The sequence below is a fragment of the Streptosporangium nondiastaticum genome (genome assembly GCF_003011965.1).
Classification (GTDB): domain Bacteria; phylum Actinomycetota; class Actinomycetes; order Streptomycetales; family Streptomycetaceae; genus Streptomyces; species Streptomyces nondiastaticus.
This window is the reverse complement of record NZ_PXWG01000119.1, coordinates 1-20,931: the sequence shown is the minus strand read 5'-3', so window position 1 is coordinate 20,931 and position 20,931 is coordinate 1. Positions and strand designations below refer to the sequence as shown.

Sequence of the window (20,931 nt, the reverse complement as noted above, 5' to 3'; positions counted from 1 at the left end):
TCGACTACCGCCACCCCCGCCGCGCCACCGCCACGCCCCCCGCACCCGCCCCGGCGGCTCAGCCCGCCGAGCCGGGGCAGCCCCCGCGCCCGGTGGCCGGCGACGCCAACGGCTGGACCATGGACGAGCGGCTCTACAACCAGGTGTGGGGCATGTTCGAGGACCTGGCCCGCTCGACCGCCGCTTACCGCAGCGCCGTCGACTTCGCGGAGTCGCGCCTGGAGCAGGAGCTCGACAAGGTGCTCTCCGACCCGGCCACCCGGGTGGGTCCCGCCGCCGACGCGGCCCGGGCCGAGGCCCGCGCCCGGCAGTCGAGCCTGGTGGAGCAGGCCCGCGCCGTCCTCGACCGGGACCTCGCCCAGCTCACCGCCGAGGCCGAGGTCGTCGAGCACGCCCTGCCGCCGGCCTTCGCCCGCTGGGACAGCCCGGTCTGGCAGGGCTACCAGGTGCCGCTGGAGACCCCCATGGCCCTGCGCCTGGGCGAGCTGCACCTGCCGGAGGGCACCGGCCTGCGGATCCCCATGCTGGTCAGGCTGCCCCTGGAGCGCGGCCTGTGGATCGACAGCGGCCGCCCCTCCGGGCTGCAGTCGGCGGTCGTGGACGCGACCGAGCTGCGCCGCCTCGCCATGGAGACGGCGGTCGCCCACGCCGCGCGGCTGCTCGCCGTGTACCCGGTCGGGGACTTCACCGTGCACGTCATCGATCCGGCGGGCGCGGCCGGCGGAGCGCTCGCGCCGCTGCTGCAGAGCGGCGCGCTGAAGGAGCCGCCCGCGGCCGGGGCGCAGGGCGTCTCCGCGCTGCTGGAGCGGCTGACGCGCCGCGTCGACCTGGTGCAGATGGCCGTGCGCAGCGGCGCCGCCGACTCCCTCCCGCCGGACCTGGACACCGCCGAGCAGCTGCTGATCGTCAACGACTTCCCGCACGGCTTCGACGACCGCGCGGTCAACCAGCTGCGCTACCTCGCGGACGAGGGCCCGTCGGTCGGGGTGCACTTGATGATGGTCGCCGACCGGGAGGACACCCGGGGTTACGGGCCGGTGCTCGACCCGCTCTGGCGCGCCCTGCTGAGGATCACGCCGGTCCCCGACGACCACCTCGCCGACCCGTGGGTCGGGCACGCCTGGACGTACGAGCCGTCGCTCGTGCCGGCCGGCAGCGACGTCGTCCGGCAGGTGCTCCAGCGGGTGGGCCAGGCGCGGCAGGCCTACGGCATTTAGTAAGCAAAGGGCCGCTGAGCTGGGCTTTTGGGTTTTCCTTTACTGTTCCTTGGGTCTTCCTGTACCGTTTTGGGGACTGGCGCCGACCGCCGACGTGCCCGTACGACACCCGGAGGAACAGTGGACGTCTCCCTGACCCTGTGGGCGCTGACCATCCTCGGTCTCTGCGCCCTCGTCGCCGCCGACTTCTTCATCGGAGGCCGCAAGCCGCACGAGGTCTCCCTCAAGGAAGCCGGCATCTGGACGGCGGTCTGGGTCGCCCTGGCCGGTCTCTTCGGCCTCGGCCTGCTGCTCTTCGGCGGCGGTCAGCCGGCCGGCGAGTTCTTCGCGGGCTTCATCACCGAGAAGTCGCTCAGCGTCGACAACCTCTTCGTCTTCGTCCTGATCATGGCGAAGTTCGCGGTCCCGCCCGTCTACCAGCAGCGCGTGCTGATGGTCGGCGTGCTGATCGCCCTCGTCCTGCGGGCCGTGTTCATCGGCGCGGGCGCGGCGATCATCGCCAACTTCTCCTGGATCTTCTACCTTTTCGGCGCCTTCCTGATCTGGACCGCCTGGAAGCTCATCCAGGAGGCGCGCGCCGGTGAGGAGGAGGAAGAGTTCGAAGAGAATCGTTTCCTCAAGCTGGTCGAGAAGCGGTTCCCCTCCACCGACCGCTACCACGGCACCAAGCTCTTCGTCGTGGAGAACGGCAAGCGCCTGATGACGCCGATGCTGATCGTCATGCTCGCGATCGGCACCACCGACGTCCTCTTCGCCCTGGACTCGATCCCCGCGATCTTCGGCCTGACCCAGGACCCGTACATCGTCTTCACCGCCAACGCCTTCGCCCTCATGGGCCTGCGGCAGCTGTACTTCCTGATCGGCGGCCTGCTGAAGAAGCTCGTCCACCTCTCGTACGGCCTGTCGGTCATCCTGGGCTTCATCGGCGTCAAGCTGGTGCTGCACGCCCTGCACGAGAACGGCGTGGGCGTCCCGGAGATCAGCATCCCGGTGTCCCTCGGCGTCATCTGCGCGGTGCTGGTCGTCACCACGATCACCAGCCTCCGCGCCTCGCGGAAGCAGGCGGAGGCCGAGGCGGCGGCGGTGCCGCAGGCAGGGGCGGAGGCCGAGGCCCTCAAGGCCGCGACGGCCGCTCCGGAAGGCGGGAACGCCGGCGACGCCGAGGACGCCGCCCGCGTCTGACGGCGCCCCGCCCTCACGTGCCCCCGGAGGCCGTCCCCGCTCAGGCGGGGGCGGCCTCCGGCGCGGTTCCGGGCGCCGCTGCCGGCCGGGTCTCGGGCAGCAGCGCGAAGCACCCCAGGCTGACGGCGGCGACGGCCACGAGGTAGCCGGCGACCGCCCAGGGCGGGCCGGAACCCTGCGCCAGGGCCGTCGCCACGACCGGGGTGAGGCCGCCGCCCAGCACCCCGGCCAGGTTGTAGCCGACCGCCGCCCCCGTACAGCGAACCCGGGTCTCGAACAGCTCCGGGAGATAGGCGGCGACGACGCCGACCACCGCCGCGAAGGGCACCGCCGCCACCCCGAAGCCCAGCGTCATCCACACGGGCCGCCCCGTGTGCAGCAGGGCCACCAGCGGGACCATCCACAGGGCGAGACCCGCGCTGCCGGCCAGGCACAGGAAGCGCCGCCCGTAGCGGTCGCCCAGCACGGCGAAGAACGGGATGAGCAGGGTGGACACGCCGACGCCCGCCATGATGCAGCCGAGCATGACCGTGCGGCCGACCGCCAGCCGCTCGGTGCCGTAGGCCAGGGCCCAGGTGCTCATCGCGTAGTGGAAGGCGTAGACGAGGGAGAGCCCGCCCGCGACGAGCAGGACCGGCCGCCAGTGGCCGCGCAGGAGCTCGGCGAGGGGCAGGGCCGCCCGGGCGTCCGTGGCCTCCAGCGCGCGGAACTGCGGCGTCTCCGGGAGCCGCGAGCGCAGCAGCAGGCCCGCCGCCGCCATGAGGCCCGCGCCCCAGAACGGCACCCGCCAGCCCCAGGCCAGGTAGCCCGCCTCGCCGAGCCCCGCCGACAGCACGAGCGCGAGGCCGTTGGCCAGCAGGAACCCCGTCGGAGCGCCGAGCTGCGGGAAGCTGGTCCACAGGGCGCGGCGGTGCGCCGGGGCGTGCTCCCCGGTCAGCAGCACCGCCCCGCCCCACTCCCCGCCGAGCCCGAGGCCCTGCGCGAACCGCAGGACGAGCAGGAGCAGCGGTGCGGCGACGCCGATGCTGCCGTACGTGGGCACGAGGCCCACGGCGACCGTGGACAGGCCGGTCAGCAGCAGGGAGGCCATGAGGACGGGCCGGCGGCCGTGCCGGTCGCCGATGTGCCCGAAGAGCACCGCGCCCAGCGGGCGGGCCAGGAAGCCGACCCCGAAGGTGCCGAAGGCGGCCAGGGTGCCGAGCAGTGGCGACGCGGTGGGGAAGAACAGCGGCCCGAGGACGAGCGCGGCGGCGGTCCCGTAGACGTAGAAGTCGTAGAACTCGATGGCGGTGCCGGCCATGGCGGCGAGCGCCAGGCGCGGCATGGACGGCGCGCCGTGCGGCGCGGTGCGGGGCGGGTGCATGTACTGCCCAACATCCAGCCGGCAGGGCAGGCAACGGGCGTGCGGGTGCGCGGCGGGGGGCGCGGGGGAGTCGCGAATTTTTTCGTCCGGATTTGCGTAGGTATGGCCATCCGGCTCGAAGGGGTGTAACTTAATGAGTGAGGCCGCCGCATCCGGAGGAATTTGGATGGACGGCCTCACTGCGTGCCCGGGCTCACAGGCCCGGGCTTTTTTGCGTGCTGCTTCAGTCTTTGAGTGCCGCTTCACCAGCCGCGTGCGCGCCATTCGGCGAGGTGGGGCCGCTCGGCGCCCAGCGTGGTGTCCGCGCCGTGGCCGGGGTAGATCCAGGTCTCGTCCGGCAGCTGCCCGAAGAGCTTCGTCTCCACGTCGTGCAGGAGGCTCGCGAAGGCCTTCGGGTCGTCGTGGGTGTTGCCGACACCGCCCGGGAACAGGCAGTCCCCGGTGAACACGTGCGGGTGGCCGTGCGGGTCGTCGTAGACCAGCGCGATGCTGCCCGGGGTGTGGCCCACGAGGTGGCGGGCGGTGAGCTCGACGCGGCCGACGCGGATGACGTCGCCGTCGCTCACCGGTACGTCCGTCGGCACGGGAATGCCCTCGGCGTCCTCGCGGCCCGCATACGTGGTGGCGCCGGTGGCGTCGACCACCTCGCGCAGGGCTCCCCAGTGGTCGCCGTGCCGGTGCGTCGTCACCACGGACGCGATGCCGCTGTCCCCGATCAGGGAGAGCAGGGTATGCGGCTCGGCCGCGGCGTCGATCAGCAACTGCTCGTCCGTTGCGCGGCAGCGCAGCAGATAGGCGTTGTTGTCCATCGGGCCGACCGCGACCTTCGAGATCATCAGGTCGGTCAGCTCGTGCACGTCCGCCGGTCCGCCGACCTTCACCGCTCCGCTGTACGTCATGTCGCCAGCCTATGCCTTCACCCCCTTCCCCCACCCCCGCTAAAGCGGGGGGAGTGCGGGAAGCGGCCCCCCGGCCGTCTCCAGCGTCGCGCCCTTGTCGCCGCGGCCCGCGAGCCACCCCAGGAGGGCCGCCGGGGAGCCCGTGACGGTGATCGGGGCGCCCTCCGCGGCGCCGTCCATGGCCCAGCTCCTGCCGTCGCCGGCGACGAGCGTGACGGCGGGGACCTCCGTGCGGCCCGACCAGCGGTCGGCGAGGAAGGCGATCTCCCGGGTGGTGAACTCCTCCGGCAGGTCCTGCAGCTCGTAGCCGGCGTCCAGGTCCACCAGGTGCAGCTCCAGCTCGATCCAGCGGCGGAAGGGGACCCGGGCGGCCCGGTCGGTCACGCCGTTGCGCATGACGACGGTGCGGCTCCAGTCGGCGGGGACGGCGGCCTGGGCGCTCAGCCGCGCGGCGCTGTCCCGCAGGTCGGCGAGGTGGGCCTCCAGGGGGCGGTCCGCGTCCCGGGCGATGTCCGCGTCGCGGGCCTCGCCGCTCGCGTACATGGGGCGGCCCGCCAGGACGTTGACGAGCGCGTCGGCGTTGCGCGCGACGTGGGCCAGCACGTGGCCGCGGGTCCAGCCCGGGAGCCGGGACGGCCCGGCGACGGCGGTGTCGTCGAGCTTGCCGGCCGCGCTCAGGAAGCGATCGGTCGCTTCGCGTACAGATGCCAGGTCACGCACGTGGTCGATCATGCGGCCGACGATAGCGCCGCCACTCGTCCGGGTGAAGGTGTCGGACTCCGGCCGTAAATCGAATGTGCGTGCTATAGGCTCGGTGGGGCATCGCATCCGACAACAACGCGGCGGCCCCCCTACCCTGGACCGGGGGCGTGCGCCTCACCGCCCCAGGAAACCGCCCGCAAGAACCGCTCCCGGGAAGCGCTCCCGAAGGCGACCGCATGGAGCGGGCCCATCGATATCGTTCTCAAGAAAGGTGCCGACCGGCGTGGCTGACCGTCTCATCGTCCGTGGCGCTCGCGAGCACAACCTCAAGAACGTCTCGCTCGACCTCCCCCGCGACTCCCTGATCGTGTTCACGGGGCTCTCCGGCTCGGGCAAGTCGTCCCTCGCGTTCGACACGATCTTCGCCGAGGGGCAGCGCCGTTACGTCGAGTCGCTCTCCTCCTACGCACGGCAGTTCCTCGGGCAGATGGACAAGCCCGACGTGGACTTCATCGAGGGCCTGTCCCCGGCCGTCTCCATCGACCAGAAGTCGACCTCGCGCAACCCGCGCTCGACGGTCGGCACGATCACCGAGGTCTACGACTACCTCCGGCTGCTCTTCGCCCGCATCGGCAAGCCGCACTGCCCCGAGTGCAGCCGCCCCATCACCCGCCAGTCGCCGCAGGCGATCGTGGACAAGGTGCTGGAGCTCCCCGAGGGCAGCCGCTTCCAGGTGCTCTCGCCGCTGGTGCGCGAGCGCAAGGGCGAGTTCGTCGACCTCTTCTCCGACCTGCAGACCAAGGGCTACAGCCGGGCCCGGGTGGACGGCGAGACCATCCAGCTCTCCGAGCCGCCCAAGCTCAAGAAGCAGGAGAAGCACACCATCGAGGTGGTCGTCGACCGCCTCACCGTCAAGGACAGCGCCAAGCGCCGCCTGACCGACTCGGTCGAGACCGCCCTCGGCCTCTCCGGCGGCATGGTCATCCTCGACTTCGTCGACCTCGACGAGGACGACCCCGAGCGCGAGCGGATGTACTCCGAGCACCTCTACTGCCCCTACGACGACCTGTCGTTCGAGGAGCTGGAGCCGCGCTCGTTCTCCTTCAACTCGCCCTTCGGCGCCTGCCCGGAGTGCACCGGCATCGGCACCCGCATGGAGGTCGACCCCGAGCTGATCGTCCCGGACCCGGAGAAGTCGCTGGACGAGGGCGCCATCAGCCCCTGGTCCCACGGCCACACCAAGGACTACTTCAGCCGCCTGGTCGACGCCCTCGCCGACGCCCTCGGCTTCCGCACGGACATCCCCTGGGCCGGGCTGCCCGCGCGCGCCAAGAAGGCCCTCCTGAACGGCCACAAGACCCAGATCGAGGTCCGCTACCGCAACCGCTACGGACGCGAGCGCGCGTACACCACGGCCTTCGAGGGCGCGGTGCCGTTCGTCAAGCGGCGCCACTCCGAGGCCGAGAGCGACGCCAGCCGCGAGCGCTTCGAGGGCTACATGCGCGAGGTGAACTGCCCGACCTGCGAGGGCACCCGCCTGAAGCCGATCGTGCTCGCCGTCACCGTCCAGGGCCGGTCCATCGCCGAGGTCTCGGCGATGTCGATCAGCGAGTGCGCCGACTTCCTGCGGGACATGAAGCTCACCGGCCGCGAGAAGAAGATCGCCGAGCGGGTCCTCAAGGAGGTCAACGAACGGCTGAAGTTCCTCGTCGACGTCGGCCTGGACTACCTCTCGCTCAACCGCGCCGCGGGCACCCTCTCCGGCGGCGAGGCCCAGCGCATCCGCCTCGCCACCCAGATCGGCTCCGGCCTCGTCGGCGTGCTCTACGTCCTGGACGAGCCCTCCATCGGCCTCCACCAGCGCGACAACCACCGCCTGATCGAGACCCTCGTCCGCCTGCGCGACATGGGCAACACCCTCATCGTCGTCGAGCACGACGAGGACACCATCAAGGTCGCCGACTGGGTCGTGGACATCGGCCCCGGCGCCGGCGAGCACGGCGGCAAGGTCGTCCACAGCGGCCCCCTGAAGGAGCTCCTGCGCAACAAGGAGTCGATGACCGGGCACTACCTCTCCGGCAAGAAGGCCATCGCCATACCGGACGTCCGCCGCCCCGTCGACCCCGGCCGCCGGATCACGGTCCGCGGCGCCCGTGAGAACAACCTGCAGGACATCGACGTCTCGTTCCCGCTCGGCGTGCTCACGGCCGTCACCGGCGTCTCCGGCTCCGGCAAGTCCACGCTGGTCAACGACATCCTGTACACGCACCTCGCCCGTGAGCTGAACGGCGCCCGGGCCGTGCCCGGCCGCCACACCCGCGTCGACGGCGACGACCTGGTCGACAAGGTCGTCCACGTCGACCAGTCGCCCATCGGCCGCACGCCGCGGTCCAACCCGGCCACGTACACCGGCGTCTTCGACCACGTCCGCAAGCTCTTCGCGGAGACGATGGAGGCCAAGGTCCGGGGCTACCTGCCCGGCCGCTTCTCCTTCAACGTCAAGGGCGGCCGCTGCGAGAACTGCTCCGGCGACGGCACCATCAAGATCGAGATGAACTTCCTGCCGGACGTGTACGTGCCGTGCGAGGTCTGCCACGGCGCGCGCTACAACCGGGAGACCCTGGAGGTGCACTACAAGGGCAAGTCCATCGCCGAGGTGCTGGACATGCCCATCGAGGAGGCCCTGTCCTTCTTCGAGGCCGTGCCCACCATCGCCCGCCACCTGCGCACGCTCAACGAGGTCGGGCTCGGCTACGTCCGCCTCGGGCAGTCCGCGCCGACGCTCTCCGGCGGCGAGGCCCAGCGCGTGAAGCTCGCCAGCGAGCTGCAGAAGCGCTCCACGGGCCGCACGGTCTACGTCCTGGACGAGCCCACCACGGGCCTGCACTTCGAGGACATCAACAAGCTCATCTCGGTGCTGTCCGGCCTGGTCGACAAGGGCAACAGCGTCATCGTCATCGAGCACAACCTCGACGTGATCAAGACCGCCGACTGGGTCGTGGACATGGGCCCCGAGGGCGGCAGCGGCGGCGGCCTCGTCATCGCCGAGGGCACGCCCGAGGACGTCGCGTCGGTGCCGTCCAGCCACACCGGCAAGTTCCTGCGCGAGCTGCTCGGGGACCGCGTCAGCGACGCGGTGCCGCTGCCCCGCAAGAAGCCGGCGGCCAGGAAGAAGGCCGCGGCCCGGCGGGGCTGAGCACCCGCCTCCGGCACCGGACGGGCCCTCCCGCGGGAGGGCCCGTCCCCGCAGTGCGGCCGCCGCGCCGCGGGGAGCTCCGGGGCGCCGGGTAAGGTCGGTGCGCAGTCACCGAGAGTCCAGCGCTGGAGCCCCCATGAGCACCCCCTCGTCCCCGCAGAGCCCCGCCGAGCCCCCCTGCGCGTCGCGCCGCACCGTGCTCCGGGGCGCCGCGCTCGCGGGCGTCGCCGGGCTGGGCGCCGCCGCCTGCGACGGCAAGACCGGCCCCAAGGCCGCCCCGGTGCCCACCGCGCCGGTGGAGCTCGGCCCGGCGGCCGACATCCCCGTCGGCCAGGCGCGGCTCTTCCGCGAGCAGCGGCTGATCGTCTCGCAGCCCGTGCAGGGCCAGTACAAGGCGTTCAGCGCGGTGTGCACGCACGCGGGCTGCGTGGCCGACAAGGTGGACAACGGCAAGGTGCGCTGCCCCTGCCACGGCAGCGAGTTCGACGCGAACACCGGCAAGGTCCTCCAGGGCCCGGCCGGCGACCCCCTGCCGTCCGTCCCGGTCCGCGCGACCGGCGGCAAGCTGATCGCGGGCCCCGAGGCGTAAGCCCTCGCCGGGCGGGCTTACGCCCACTCCCAGGCGATCCCCACGATCCCCGGCCGCACGCACGGCTCCACCAGGTGCACCATGCGGTGGCGGCCGGCGAGCGTCAGTTCCTGCAGCCCGCCGCGGGGCGCCGCCGCCGAGCTGCGGGTGAAGCGCAGGCAGCGCGCGGGCAGTGCCGCGGCGTCGAACCGGACCTGCAGCACGTACTGCCCGCCCGCGAAGCTGAAGCCGCGCACGTACTCGGCGGCGGGCCCGGCCGTGCCGTCGTCGAAGCCGTAGCCGAAGACGTGGGTCTCCCCGGCCCGCAGCCGCGTGTCGAAGAGCAGCTCGGCCACCAGGACGCCGGCCGCCGTGTGCCAGCGCACCCGCCCCACGCGGCAGTTCTCGTTCGCCCGCACGGCCACCCGGCCGGGGTCGCAGCCCTCGTCCCCGTGGTGGATGGCGAGGTAGCGGTCCACGCCGTCCCGGTGGGCGCGCACGACGTGGTGGGAGTCGCGCCCCCGCAGCTCGCGGCCGGCCCCGATGCGGACCCGCTCCAGGTGACAGACGGTGTGCAGGCCGCCGTCGGCGGGCGACTCCAGCTCGGCGAGGAGCCGCTCCAGCGCGCGGGACTCCTCGACCAGGGAACGGTACGAGCGCGCGGCCGGCCGCTCGGCGCCGGTGCGCGGCGCGGCCGGCTCCAGGAGCCGGGTGAGGGAGTGGGCGGGCAGCTCCAGGACCTCCTCCAGGACCCGCACCGCCCGAAGCGACTCCGGCCGCTGCGGCCGGCGCGCCCCCTGCTGCCAGTAGCTGAGGCTCGTCACGCCCACGTGCACGCCGCGCTGCGCGAGCCGGTGCTGCACCCGGTGCAGCGCGAGCCCCCGCACGCTCAGCGCCGTGCGCAGCGCCGCGTGGAACGGCCCGGTGCGCAGGGCGCGGGCCAGCTCGGCCTCAGCGGCGTGGGCGTCCGGATCCCCGCCGGGTCGTGTGCGTGCCATCCGTTCCCACCCCTGTGCTCTGTGAATATTCACAAGCGGTGACTGCGGCGGACCCCGCCGGACCGCTGTGATCCGCATGGCCGGGCAGCGGACGTTCACATCCGGTACGCCTCGTTCACACCGTCGGCTCACCGAGCATTGAAGCCGGTTGACCATTCACTGACAACTCCCTGATGCTCCTCACCAGCGTCCGGACGCGCCTCCATCACCACCCCCCGCCTCGGGAGGAACGTCCATGTCCCGTGCATCGGCACAACTGAACAAGCCCGGAAAGGCCCGCATACGCGGCAGACGGCTGTCCACCGCAGCCGTCGTCGCGGCCGCGCTGCTCGCCGTCCCCACCACGGCGTCGGCGGCCGGCGGGGACCACGCGTCCCTGCGCGCCTCGAAGAAGCTCAACATCACCATGCAGGCCCAGCAGAAGAGCAACTGGTGCTGGGCCGCCTCCGGCAACACCATCGCCACCTGGTTCGGGCGCAACTACACCCAGAACCAGTTCTGCAACGCCGCCTTCCGGCGCCAGCAGGGCACGGAGTGCCCCAACAACCAGGCCACACTGGGCAACGTGCAGACCGCCCTGCAGTGGGCGGGCATCAATCCCGGCTCGTACGTGACCGGTTGGCTGCGCTACCCGACCGTCCAGAGCGAGGTGAACGGCAACCGGCCGATCGAGACCCGCATCCAGTGGTCCTCCGGCGGCGGCCACATGCACGTCCTCTACGGCTACGACGACGCGAGCGGGTTCGTGTACTGGGGCGACCCCTGGCCCTCCAGCAACCGCTACAACTGGGCCTCCCACGACTGGTACGTGAACAACAACAACTTCTCCTGGACCCACTCGCTCTACCGGATCGGGGCGTGACGTCATGACCGACCGGACGACCCGTACGACCGACCGGATGCCCCGTCAGGCGGCCCGGCGGCAGCACTCCCGGCGCAACGCGGCCCGTGCGGTGGCCGCGGGCGCCGTCACCGCCGCCGCCCTCGGCCTCGCCCCGCTCGCGCACGCCGCCGTCCCGGCGCCTCCCGCGGCCCCCACCGCCGCCGGAGTCTCCGCCGCGCACGACGCGGCCGCCTCCTCCGCGACCCTCGGGACGCTGTCCCGTTTCTTCGCCCGCGACGGTGCGGTCGCCGCGGCGAAGGCGCAGCCGAGGATCGAGGGCGCGACCGTGCCCGTCTACACGCTCTCCCCGGAGTTCGTGGCGGGCAAGGACGGCGCCCCCGTCGCCACGCTCGACTTCCTCGCCAGCAAGGCGGTCTCGGCCGACGGCCAGAAGGCGTCGGTGTGGACCGCCCGCACCGGAGGCGACTGGAAGGTCGTCAACATCGCCACCGGTGACGACGAGACGCGCTACGCCGCCGAGGGGCAGCAGAAGCTCGGCGGGGGCACCGTCTTCCGCGAGCCCCAGATCGACGCCTGGTACGTCCAGCGCGGCGACCGGGTCCTGCCGCTGGACGACGACGCCGTCCGGGCCGTGGGCGCGCTGGGCACCACGCTCGACGCCTACCGCGCCCGCGTCCACAAGGCGTACGGCGACAAGCTGCCCGGCTCCGCGTACGCGAAGAAGGGGCAGGCGGGCGGCTACGGCCAGGAGCCCGCCGGGGCCGCGGAGCAGCAGGCGGCGCCCGCGCCGCAGGGCGGCTCCGGCCCGCTGAGCACGACGTCCGCGGCGGCGGCCGGCGGCACGGCCCTGCTGCTCGGCGCGGGAGCGGTGGTGGCGCGCCGCAGGCTCCGGCGCCGCTGACCCGGGCCCGGGTCCGGCCGGATCCCTGTCGATCCGGTCCGACCCGATCCGGTCCGGTCCGGTCCCCCCTGACCGGACCTGATCCACCCTGATCCGCCCCGCGTTCCCGGCTCCGTTCCCGGCGGCCACCCCCCGCCGGGGGGCGGAGCCGGTCCCTCCGCGGGCGGACGCCGATTGTCACTGCCCGCAAGTAGGGTGTGTGACATGGCCGACCCCAGCAGCTACCGACCCAAGCCGGGACAGATCCCCGACTCGCCGGGGGTCTACAGATTCCGTGACGAGCACGGCCGGGTGATCTACGTCGGGAAGGCGAAGAGCCTGCGCTCGCGCCTCTCCTCGTACTTCCAGGACCTCGCCGGCCTGCACCCGCGCACCCGCACGATGGTGACCACGGCCGCCTCCGTCGAGTGGACCGTGGTCTCCACCGAGGTCGAGGCGCTCCAGCTCGAATACTCCTGGATCAAGGAGTACGACCCGCGGTTCAACGTCAAGTACCGCGACGACAAGAGCTATCCCTCCCTCGCCGTCACCCTGGGCGAGGAGTTCCCGCGCGTGCAGGTCATGCGCGGCCCCAAGAAGAAGGGCGTGCGCTACTTCGGCCCGTACGCCCACGCCTGGGCCATCCGCGAGACCGTCGACCTGATGCTGCGCGTCTTCCCCGTGCGCACCTGCTCGGCCGGGGTGTTCAAGCGCTCCGCCCAGATCGGCCGCCCCTGCCTGCTGGGGTACATCGGCAAGTGCTCCGCTCCCTGCGTCGGCCGGGTCAGCCCCGAGGAGCACCGCGAACTCGCCGAGGAGTTCTGCGACTTCATGGCCGGACGTACCGGTGCGTACATCCGCCGTTTGGAACGGCAGATGCACGATGCCGCCGAGGAGATGGAGTACGAGAAGGCCGCCCGTCTGCGGGACGACATAGAGGCCCTCCGGCGGGCCATGGAGAAGAACGCCGTCGTCCTCGCCGACGCCACCGACGCCGATCTCATCGCCGTCGCGGAGGACGAGCTGGAGGCCGCGGTGCAGATCTTCCACGTGCGCGGCGGCCGGGTGCGCGGCCAGCGCGGCTGGGTGACCGACAAGGTGGAGGCGGTCGACACGGCCGGCCTCGTCGAGCACGCCCTGCAGCAGCTCTACGGCGAGGAGAGCGGCGACGCGGTGCCCAAGGAGGTGCTGGTCCCGGCCCTGCCGGAGCCGGTGGAGCCCGTCGCCCAGTGGCTGGGCGAGCGCCGGGGCTCCCGCGTCGACCTGCGCATCCCCCAGCGCGGGGACAAGAAGGACCTGATGGCCACGGTCCAGCGCAATGCCCAGCAGGCCCTCGTCCTGCACAAGACCAAGCGCGCCTCCGACCTGACCACCCGCTCCCGGGCGCTGGAGGAGATCGCCGAGGCCCTGGAGCTGGACTCCGCGCCGCTGCGCATCGAGTGCTTCGACATCTCCCACCTCCAGGGGCAGGACGTGGTCGCGTCCATGGTCGTCTTCGAGGACGGCTTGGCCCGCAAGGGCGAGTACCGCCGCTTCCAGATCAAGTCGTTCGAGGGCCAGGACGACGTCCGGTCGATGCACGAGGTGATCGGCCGGCGCTTCCGCCGCTATCTGCAGGAGAAGCAGAAGGCGGGGGAGTGGTCCGAGGAGAACGCCGTCGAGGCCGCGGAGGAGGAGAACGGCCACGCCGGCCCGGTGGAGGGCCGCGCCGGCCTGATGGACGACCGCTCCGGCCCGGTGGACGCCCGCGCCGAGGACGGCCGCCCCAAGCGCTTCGCCTACCCGCCGCAGCTCGTCGTGGTCGACGGCGGGCAGCCGCAGGTGGCCGCCGCCCGCCGCGCGCTGGACGAGCTCGGCATCGACGACGTGGCCGTCTGCGGCCTCGCCAAGCGGCTGGAGGAGGTCTGGCTGCCCGGCGAGGACGACCCCGTCGTCCTGCCCCGCACCAGCGAGGGCCTCTATCTCCTGCAGCGCGTGCGCGACGAGGCCCACCGCTTCGCCATCGCCTACCAGCGCAGCAAACGCACGAAGACGCTCAGGGCAGGGCCGCTCGACGAGGTGCCGGGCCTGGGGGAGACCCGCAAGAAGGCCCTGCTCAAGCACTTCGGCTCGGTCAAGCGGCTGCGCGCCGCCACGGTCGAGCAGCTCTGCGAGGCGCCGGGCATCGGTCGCAAGACCGCCGAGACGATCGCCGCCGCGCTCGCGGCGGCAGCCCCGCCCGCCCCCGCCGTGAACACGGCGACGGGCGAGATCATGGAAGAGGCGGGGGAATGACGGGACACGCAGTATGGAAGGACGGGGCCGCGCCCGCGGCGCCGTCGGTGAGACGGGGGTAGCAGCATGACCGGGAACGACCGAGACGGAGCACAGGTGAGTACGGGCACGACGGCGGATGCGGCGGCCGAGACCGCGGGCATCCCCGAACTGGTGATCATCTCCGGCATGTCGGGGGCGGGCCGCAGCACCGCCGCCAAGTGCCTGGAGGACCTCGGCTGGTTCGTCGTCGACAACCTGCCGCCCGCCCTGATCCCCACCATGGTGGATCTCGGCGCCCGCTCCCAGGGCAACGTGGCCCGCATCGCCGTGGTCGTGGACGTCCGCGGCCGGCGGTTCTTCGACAACCTCCGCGAGTCCCTGGCGGACCTGGCCGCCAAGCAGGTCAAGCGGCGCGTGATCTTCCTGGAGGCCTCGGACGACGCCCTGGTGCGCCGCTTCGAGTCCGTGCGCCGTCCGCACCCCCTGCAGGGCTCCGGGCGCATCGTCGACGGCATCGCCGCCGAGCGGGACCTGCTGCGCGAGCTGCGCGGCGACGCCGACCTGGTGATCGACACCTCCAGCCTCAACGTCCACGAGCTGCGCGCCAAAATGGACGCCCAGTTCGCGGGCGAGGAGGAGCCGGAGCTGCGGGCCACCGTCATGTCCTTCGGCTACAAGTACGGCCTGCCCGTCGACGCCGACCTCGTGGTGGACTGCCGCTTCCTGCCCAACCCGCACTGGGTGCCGGAGCTGCGCCCCTTCACGGGCCTCAACGAGGAGGTCTCGGGCTACGTCTTCAACCAGCCCGGCGCCAAGGAGTTCCTCGACCGCTACACCGAGCTCCTGCAGCTCATCGCCGCGGGCTACCGCCGCGAGGGCAAGCGCTACGTGACCATCGCGGTCGGCTGCACCGGCGGCAAGCACCGCTCGGTCGCCATGTCCGAGAAGCTCGCCCACCGCCTCGTCTCCGAGGGCGTGGAGACCGTCGTCGTGCACCGGGACATGGGGCGCGAGTGACCGGCCGCACGTCCAGGCTCCGCCGGGTGCGCCGCCTCGTCCCCGGCCGGGTGACGCGCGGCCCCGAGGGGCGCACGAAGCGCGGCGCCCAGCCCAAGGTCGTCGCCCTCGGCGGCGGGCACGGCCTGTCCGCCTCGCTCGCCGCCCTGCGCCGGATCACCGGCGACCTCACCGCCGTCGTCACCGTCGCCGACGACGGCGGCTCCAGCGGCCGGCTCCGCGACGAGCTGGGCGTGCTGCCCCCCGGCGACCTGCGCAAGGCCCTCGCCGCCCTGTGCGGCGACGACGACTGGGGCCAGACCTGGGCCCGGGTGATCAAGCACCGCTTCACCAGCGAGGGCGATCTGCACGACCACGCCGTCGGCAATCTGCTGATCGTCGCCCTGTGGGAGCAGCTCGGCGATCCCGTCCAGGCCCTCGACCTGGTCGGCAAGCTGCTCGGCGCGCACGGCCGGGTGCTGCCCATGTCCGCCGTGCCGCTGGAGCTGCAGGCGCTCGTCAAGGGGCACGACCCCGCCGACCCCGACGCCGTCACGACCGTCCGCGGCCAGGCCACGGTGGCGCTGACCCCCGGCGAGGTGCAGTCCGTGCACGTCGTCCCGGAGGACCCGCCGGCCGTGCCCGAGGCCGTCGCCGCCGTGCTCGACGCCGACTGGGTCGTGCTCGGCCCGGGCTCCTGGTTCTCCTCCGTCATCCCGCACCTGCTCGTCCCCGAGCTGCTGGAAGCCCTGCAGGAGACCAAGGCCCGCCGGGTGCTGTCGTTGAACCTCGCACCACAACCGGGTGAAACCGATGGCTTCTCCCCGCAGCGTCATTTGGAGGTTTTGGCCCGACACGCCCCTAAACTCGCCCTGGACGTGGTGCTGGCCGACGAGGCCGCCGTGCCCGACCGGGAGAGCCTCACCGAAGCCGCGAAGCGGCTCGGGGCCGCGGTCGAGCTGGCGCCGGTCGCCGCGCCCGACGGCTCCCCCACCCATGACCCGGAGCTGTTGGCCGCCGCGTACGACCGTATTTTTCGGATGCATGGAAGGATCGGCCCATGGCGATGACGGCAGCGGTGAAGGATGAAATCTCCCGGCTCCCCGTCACCCGCACCTGCTGCCGGAAAGCGGAGGTCTCGGCGATCCTGCGGTTCGCGGGCGGTCTGCACCTGGTCAGCGGGCGCATCGTGATCGAGGCGGAGCTGGACACCGGGATCGCCGCCCGGCGGCTGCGCAAGGACATCCTGGAGATCTTCGGGCACGCCTCCGACCTGGTGGTGATGGCCCCCGGCGGGCTCCGCAGGGGCAGCCGGTACGTGGTCCGGGTGGTGGCGGGCGGTGACCAGCTGGCGCGCCAGACCGGCCTGGTCGACGGCCGCGGCCGGCCGATCCGCGGGCTGCCCCCGCAGGTCGTCTCCGGCGCCACCTGCGATGCCGAGGCCGCCTGGCGGGGTGCCTTCCTCGCCCACGGCTCCCTCACCGAGCCCGGCCGCTCCTCCTCCCTGGAGGTGACCTGCCCCGGGCCCGAGGCGGCGCTCGCGCTGGTCGGCGCGGCCCGCCGGCTGCAGATCGCGGCCAAGGCGCGCGAGGTGCGCGGCGTGGACCGCGTGGTCGTCCGCGACGGCGACGCGATCGGCGCCCTGCTCACCCGCCTGGGCGCGCACGAGTCGGTGCTGGCCTGGGAGGAGCGGCGGATGCGCCGCGAGGTCCGCGCCACGGCCAACCGCCTCGCCAACTTCGACGACGCCAACCTGCGCCGTTCGGCCCGTGCCGCCGTCGCGGCCGGCGCCCGGGTGCAGCGGGCGCTGGAGATCCTCGGCGAGGAGGTGCCCGAGCACCTCGCCGCCGCGGGCCGGCTCCGCATGGAGCACAAGCAGGCCTCCCTGGAGGAGCTCGGCGCGCTGGCCGACCCGCCGCTGACCAAGGACGCGGTCGCCGGCCGGATCCGGCGCCTGCTCGCCATGGCCGACAAGCGCGCCCAGGACCTCGGCATCCCCGGCACCGAGTCCAACCTCTCCGACCTGTCCGACCTGTCCGAGGAGATGGCGGAGGGCATGGCCGGCTGACCGGCCGCCGCCTCCGGTCCGAGCCACCCGGTGCCGTGCAGGGCGCCGGAGAGTGGCTCTTTCCGCATCATTGACATGATCATGCAGCCTCTCCAGTCTGGCGTCCGTGCATGACGTGGCAGACAACAGCAAGGGGGGCTCATGAGACGCAGGACAAGATCGGTCCTCGCGGCGGCTTCGCTGCTCTTCGGCGGACTGGCCGCGGCACCCTTCGCCCACGCACAGCCCGCCGCCGCACCCGCGGCGCGCGACGGTGACGGCGCACCGGCCGTCTGGACCGCCAGGATCACCGCCGACCAGGTGCCGCTGCTGCTCGCGGCCGGCGTCGACGGCCAGGAGCTCGCCGAGCGCCCGCAAGGGACCAAGGCGGCCTCCGTCGAGCTCTACCTCACCCCCGGCCAGGCCCGTGACCTGCGTGACCGCGGCGTCGGCCTCACCGAGAAGCGGATCTCCCAGCGCACGAAGGAACGCCTCAAGGCCGCGGGCGACGGAGTCTTCCGCCCGTACAGCGGCAAGAACGGCCTCCGGCAGGAGCTCCTGGACACCGCGAAGGCCCACCCCGGCCTCACCAAGGTCGTGAGCATCGGCAAGACCGTCCGCGGCCAGGACATCCTCGCCCTGAAGCTCAGCAAGGACGCGCGCACCGAGCCCGACGGCCGCAAGCCCGCCGTGCTGTACATGTCCAACCAGCACGCCCGGGAGTGGATCACGCCCGAGATGACCAGGCGGCTGCTCCACCACTACCTCGACGGCTACGGCAAGGACGCCCGCCTCACCGACGTCGTGGACCGCGCCGAACTCTGGTTCGTCCTCTCCGCCAACCCCGACGGCTACGACTACACCTTCCAGAGCCCGGACACCCGCCTGTGGCGCAAGAACCTGCGCGACAACAACGGCGACGGGAAGATCACCCCGGGCGACGGCGTCGACCTCAACCGCAACTTCCCCTACAAGTGGGGCTACGACAACGAGGGTTCGTCGCCCCGCCCGGGCTCCGAGACCTACCGCGGCACGGCTCCCGCCTCCGAGCCGGAGACGCGGGCGCTCGACGCCTTCGAGAAGAAGCACCGGTTCGGCTACGCCGTCAACTACCACTCGGCGGCCGAACTGCTGCTCTACGGCGTCGGCTGGCAGGTCGCCACGCCCACCCCGGACGACGTCCTGTACAAGGCGCTCGCCGGCACCCCGGAGAAGTCCGCGATCCCGGGCTACCACCCCCAGGTCTCCTCCGAGCTCTACACGACCAACGGCGAGGCCGACGGCCACGCGGCGAACGTCAACGGAACGATGATGTTCACCCCGGAGATGTCGACCTGCCGCACCGCGTCCGAGGCCGATCCCAATGACCGCTGGGACCCGGCCGACTGCCCGTCGTCCTTCAGCTTCCCCGACGACGAGAAGCTCATCCAGCAGGAGTTCGCGAAGAACGTCCCGTTCGCGCTGTCCGTGGCCGAGACCGCCGTCAACCGCGAGGGAGACGACCGGCCCCGCTCGTCCGTGGGCCTCACCGCCCCCGACTTCACCCCCGACGCCTTCACCACCTCCTACGCCCTCGGCGACGAGCAGGAGGTCTCCGTCACCGCCCGCAAGAGCCTGCGCGACCTCCGCCTCAACTACCGCATCGACGGCGGGCCCACGCACTCCGCCCCGCTGGAGGCGTGGAAGGGCGGCGACCGCTACGGCGGCAGGGACAGCATCCGGTTCGCCGAGTACCGCGCCTACGTCGAGGGCGCCGAGCCCGGCTCGGCGGTCCAGGTCTGGTACACCGGCCGGACGCGGGACGGGAAGCCCACCGCCAGTGAACCCTTCACCTACACCGTGGCGCACCGCCCCGAGGCCGACACCCTGGTGATCGCCGACGAGGGCGGCACGGCCGCCGCCCGGAACACCGCCGTCTACACCGGCGCCCTGGCCGCGGCCGGCCGCGAAGCCGCCGTCTGGGACGTCGCCACCCAGGGCGCGCCGCACGCGCTCGGCGTGCTCGGCCACTTCAAGAGCGTCGTCTGGTACTCCGGGGACAACCGCCCCGGCGGCGCCACCCTGCTGGCCGTGCGGGACTTCGTGAACGAGGGCGGCAAGCTCGTCGCCGTGGGCAAACAGGCGGGCGGCTACGCCCTCGTCGGCGAGGCCGAGACCAACGACTTCAGCCAGTACTACCTGGGCGCGGGCAGCCGCCTGTCGCAGCCCGCCCCCGCGGGCTTCGCCGGGACCGGCGCCCTCGCCGGCACGGCCGTCCGCCTCGGCGGCCCGGCGGACGGCGCGGGCGCGTACACCCCCATCTCCGACGAGCTGCCGCCGGCGGACTTCCCGCAGTTCCGCAGCGCCGCCGCGGGGGAGTACACGAACGGCGCAACGGACGCCCGGTGCACTCGAAGCGCCGTCACGCTCCGTGACGGCGCTTGTGTCGCGGCGGCGGACGCGCGCCGCGCGGCCGCCGTCTCCACCCCCGCCACGGTGCTCCTGGGATTCGGCCTGCAGCACGTCCCGGACCCCGCCGAACGGTCCGCGCTCATTAGTGCAGCCCTGCGCTCTGTCAAGGGGTGAAGCCGCTCCAGAGGCCCAGTGACGCCAATGTCACGTCCCCACCTTCTTAGAGGTAGGGTCGGTGGTGGTCGGGGACATCCCAAAACAGCCCGCCGGCGGACAGTCCGGCACACCAACGAGGAGATCGGTTCGTGACGATCCGCGTAGGCATCAACGGCTTTGGCCGTATCGGTCGTAACTACTTCCGCGCGCTCCTGGAGCAGGGTGCGGACATTCAGGTAGTCGGTGTCAACGACCTGACCGACAACGCCACCCTGGTGCACCTGCTGAAGTACGACAGCATCCTCGGTCGCCTCAAGCACGAGGTCAGCCACACCGACGACACGATCACTGTCGGCGACATGACCTTCAAGACGATGGCCGAGCGCGACCCGGCGAACCTGCCCTGGGGCGAGCTGGGTGCCGACATCGTCATCGAGTCCACGGGCATCTTCACCAAGCGCGAGGACGCCGCCAAGCACCTCGCCGCCGGTGCGAAGAAGGTCCTCATCTCGGCTCCGGCCAAGAACGAGGACATCACCATCGTGATGGGCGTCAACCAGGACAAGTACGACGCGGCCAACCACCACGTCATCTCCAACGCCTCCTGCACCACCAACTGCGTGGCGCCGATGGCCAAGGTCCTCGACGAGAGCTTCGGCATCGTCAAGGGCATGATGACGACGGTCCACGCGTACACCAACGACCAGCGCATCCTGGACTTCCCGCACTCCGACCTGCGCCGCGCCCGCGCCGCCGCGGAGAACATCATCCCGACCTCGACCGGTGCCGCCAAGGCCACCGCCCTGGTCCTCCCGCAGCTGAAGGGCAAGCTGGACGGCATCGCCATGCGCGTCCCGGTCCCGACCGGCTCGGTCACCGACCTCGTCCTGGAGCTCGACCGCGAGACCACCAAGGAAGAGATCAACGCCGCCTTCCAGAAGGCCGCCGAGGGTCAGCTCAAGGGCATCCTCGAGTACACCGAGGACCCGATCGTCTCCTCCGACATCGTCAACTGGCCGGCCTCCTGCACCTTCGACTCGCAGCTGACGATGGTCCAGGGCAAGCAGGTCAAGGTCGTCGGCTGGTACGACAACGAGTGGGGCTACTCCAACCGCCTGGTGGACCTGACCGTCTTCGTCGGCGGCCAGCTCTGATCTCTCTGCCCGCTGATCGTACGATCACAGGCATCGGGATGTAGGGGACGGGGCTCGTACGACGCGATGGAGCGTCGTACGA

The 20,931-nt window shown here is 72.3% G+C and carries 15 protein-coding genes and 1 pseudogene; 12 read left to right on the top strand and 4 right to left on the bottom strand.

Features of this window, described 5'->3' with window-relative positions; genetic code table 11:
- Both B7P34_RS28085 and B7P34_RS28080 read left to right on the top strand, forming a co-directional pair.
- A pseudogene (locus B7P34_RS28085) lies at positions 1 to 1,217 on the top strand (hypothetical protein); the annotation flags it as partial.
- A gap of 120 nt (positions 1,218 to 1,337) precedes the next feature.
- The gene (locus tag B7P34_RS28080) at positions 1,338 to 2,399 is read left to right on the top strand and encodes a TerC family protein (RefSeq protein WP_223268310.1); all 1,062 of its coding nucleotides are present in this window, start codon (positions 1,338 to 1,340) and stop codon (positions 2,397 to 2,399) included.
- Between the two features lie 40 nt (positions 2,400 to 2,439).
- Here B7P34_RS28080 and B7P34_RS28075 read toward each other — a convergent pair whose 3' ends face one another.
- From B7P34_RS28075 to B7P34_RS28065, 3 genes are all read right to left on the bottom strand, one after another.
- Positions 2,440 to 3,762: an MFS transporter gene (locus B7P34_RS28075; protein WP_223268309.1), complete on the bottom strand. Its 1,323-nt coding sequence runs from the start codon at positions 3,760 to 3,762 to the stop codon at positions 2,440 to 2,442.
- Positions 3,763 to 4,004: 242 nt separating this feature from the next.
- Positions 4,005 to 4,661 carry an MBL fold metallo-hydrolase gene (locus B7P34_RS28070; protein ID WP_106680997.1) on the bottom strand — a complete coding sequence of 219 codons (657 nt, stop codon included), beginning with the start codon at positions 4,659 to 4,661 and terminating at the stop codon, positions 4,005 to 4,007.
- A 39-nt stretch (positions 4,662 to 4,700) separates the two neighbouring features.
- Positions 4,701 to 5,393: a maleylpyruvate isomerase family mycothiol-dependent enzyme gene (locus B7P34_RS28065; protein WP_106680996.1), complete on the bottom strand. Its 693-nt coding sequence runs from the start codon at positions 5,391 to 5,393 to the stop codon at positions 4,701 to 4,703.
- A gap of 253 nt (positions 5,394 to 5,646) precedes the next feature.
- On the opposite strand from B7P34_RS28065, the gene uvrA reads away from it, so the two are divergent.
- Positions 5,647 to 8,559, top strand: coding sequence for an excinuclease ABC subunit UvrA (gene uvrA, locus B7P34_RS28060; RefSeq protein ID WP_106680999.1), 2,913 nt, complete (start codon positions 5,647 to 5,649; stop codon positions 8,557 to 8,559).
- A gap of 136 nt (positions 8,560 to 8,695) precedes the next feature.
- Positions 8,696 to 9,148 carry a Rieske (2Fe-2S) protein gene (locus tag B7P34_RS28055; protein ID WP_106680995.1) on the top strand — a complete coding sequence of 151 codons (453 nt, stop codon included), beginning with the start codon at positions 8,696 to 8,698 and terminating at the stop codon, positions 9,146 to 9,148.
- 17 nt (positions 9,149 to 9,165) lie between these two features.
- Here the strand turns inward: B7P34_RS28055 and B7P34_RS28050 are convergent, their stop codons facing one another.
- On the bottom strand, positions 9,166 to 10,125 hold the full coding sequence (locus tag B7P34_RS28050; RefSeq protein WP_106680994.1) for a hypothetical protein: 960 nt from the start codon (positions 10,123 to 10,125) through the stop codon (positions 9,166 to 9,168).
- A 235-nt stretch (positions 10,126 to 10,360) separates the two neighbouring features.
- Between B7P34_RS28050 and B7P34_RS28045 the strand changes: the two genes are divergently transcribed.
- From B7P34_RS28045 to gap, 8 genes are all read left to right on the top strand, one after another.
- The gene (locus tag B7P34_RS28045) at positions 10,361 to 10,987 is read left to right on the top strand and encodes a papain-like cysteine protease family protein (protein ID WP_106680993.1); all 627 of its coding nucleotides are present in this window, start codon (positions 10,361 to 10,363) and stop codon (positions 10,985 to 10,987) included.
- Between the two features lie 4 nt (positions 10,988 to 10,991).
- Positions 10,992 to 11,870, top strand: coding sequence for a hypothetical protein (locus tag B7P34_RS28040; RefSeq protein WP_223268308.1), 879 nt, complete (start codon positions 10,992 to 10,994; stop codon positions 11,868 to 11,870).
- A gap of 204 nt (positions 11,871 to 12,074) precedes the next feature.
- Complete coding sequence (gene uvrC, locus B7P34_RS28035) at positions 12,075 to 14,123, top strand: excinuclease ABC subunit UvrC (protein ID WP_106680992.1); 2,049 nt, start codon at positions 12,075 to 12,077, stop codon at positions 14,121 to 14,123.
- Between the two features lie 96 nt (positions 14,124 to 14,219).
- Positions 14,220 to 15,122, top strand: a complete 903-nt coding sequence (rapZ, locus tag B7P34_RS28030) for an RNase adapter RapZ (protein ID WP_043189059.1) — start codon at positions 14,220 to 14,222, stop codon at positions 15,120 to 15,122.
- A 50-nt stretch (positions 15,123 to 15,172) separates the two neighbouring features.
- Positions 15,173 to 16,171 carry a gluconeogenesis factor YvcK family protein gene (locus B7P34_RS28025; protein WP_223268311.1) on the top strand — a complete coding sequence of 333 codons (999 nt, stop codon included), beginning with the start codon at positions 15,173 to 15,175 and terminating at the stop codon, positions 16,169 to 16,171.
- Positions 16,162 to 17,169: a DNA-binding protein WhiA gene (whiA, locus tag B7P34_RS28020; protein WP_030366605.1), complete on the top strand. Its 1,008-nt coding sequence runs from the start codon at positions 16,162 to 16,164 to the stop codon at positions 17,167 to 17,169. The genes B7P34_RS28025 and whiA overlap by 10 nt, the downstream gene beginning before the upstream one ends.
- 141 nt (positions 17,170 to 17,310) lie before the next feature.
- Positions 17,311 to 19,713: a M14 family metallopeptidase gene (locus B7P34_RS28015; RefSeq protein WP_106680990.1), complete on the top strand. Its 2,403-nt coding sequence runs from the start codon at positions 17,311 to 17,313 to the stop codon at positions 19,711 to 19,713.
- A 131-nt stretch (positions 19,714 to 19,844) separates the two neighbouring features.
- Complete coding sequence (gene gap, locus B7P34_RS28010; RefSeq protein ID WP_030366607.1) at positions 19,845 to 20,849, top strand: type I glyceraldehyde-3-phosphate dehydrogenase; 1,005 nt, start codon at positions 19,845 to 19,847, stop codon at positions 20,847 to 20,849.
- Positions 20,850 to 20,931: the final 82 nt, after the last annotated feature.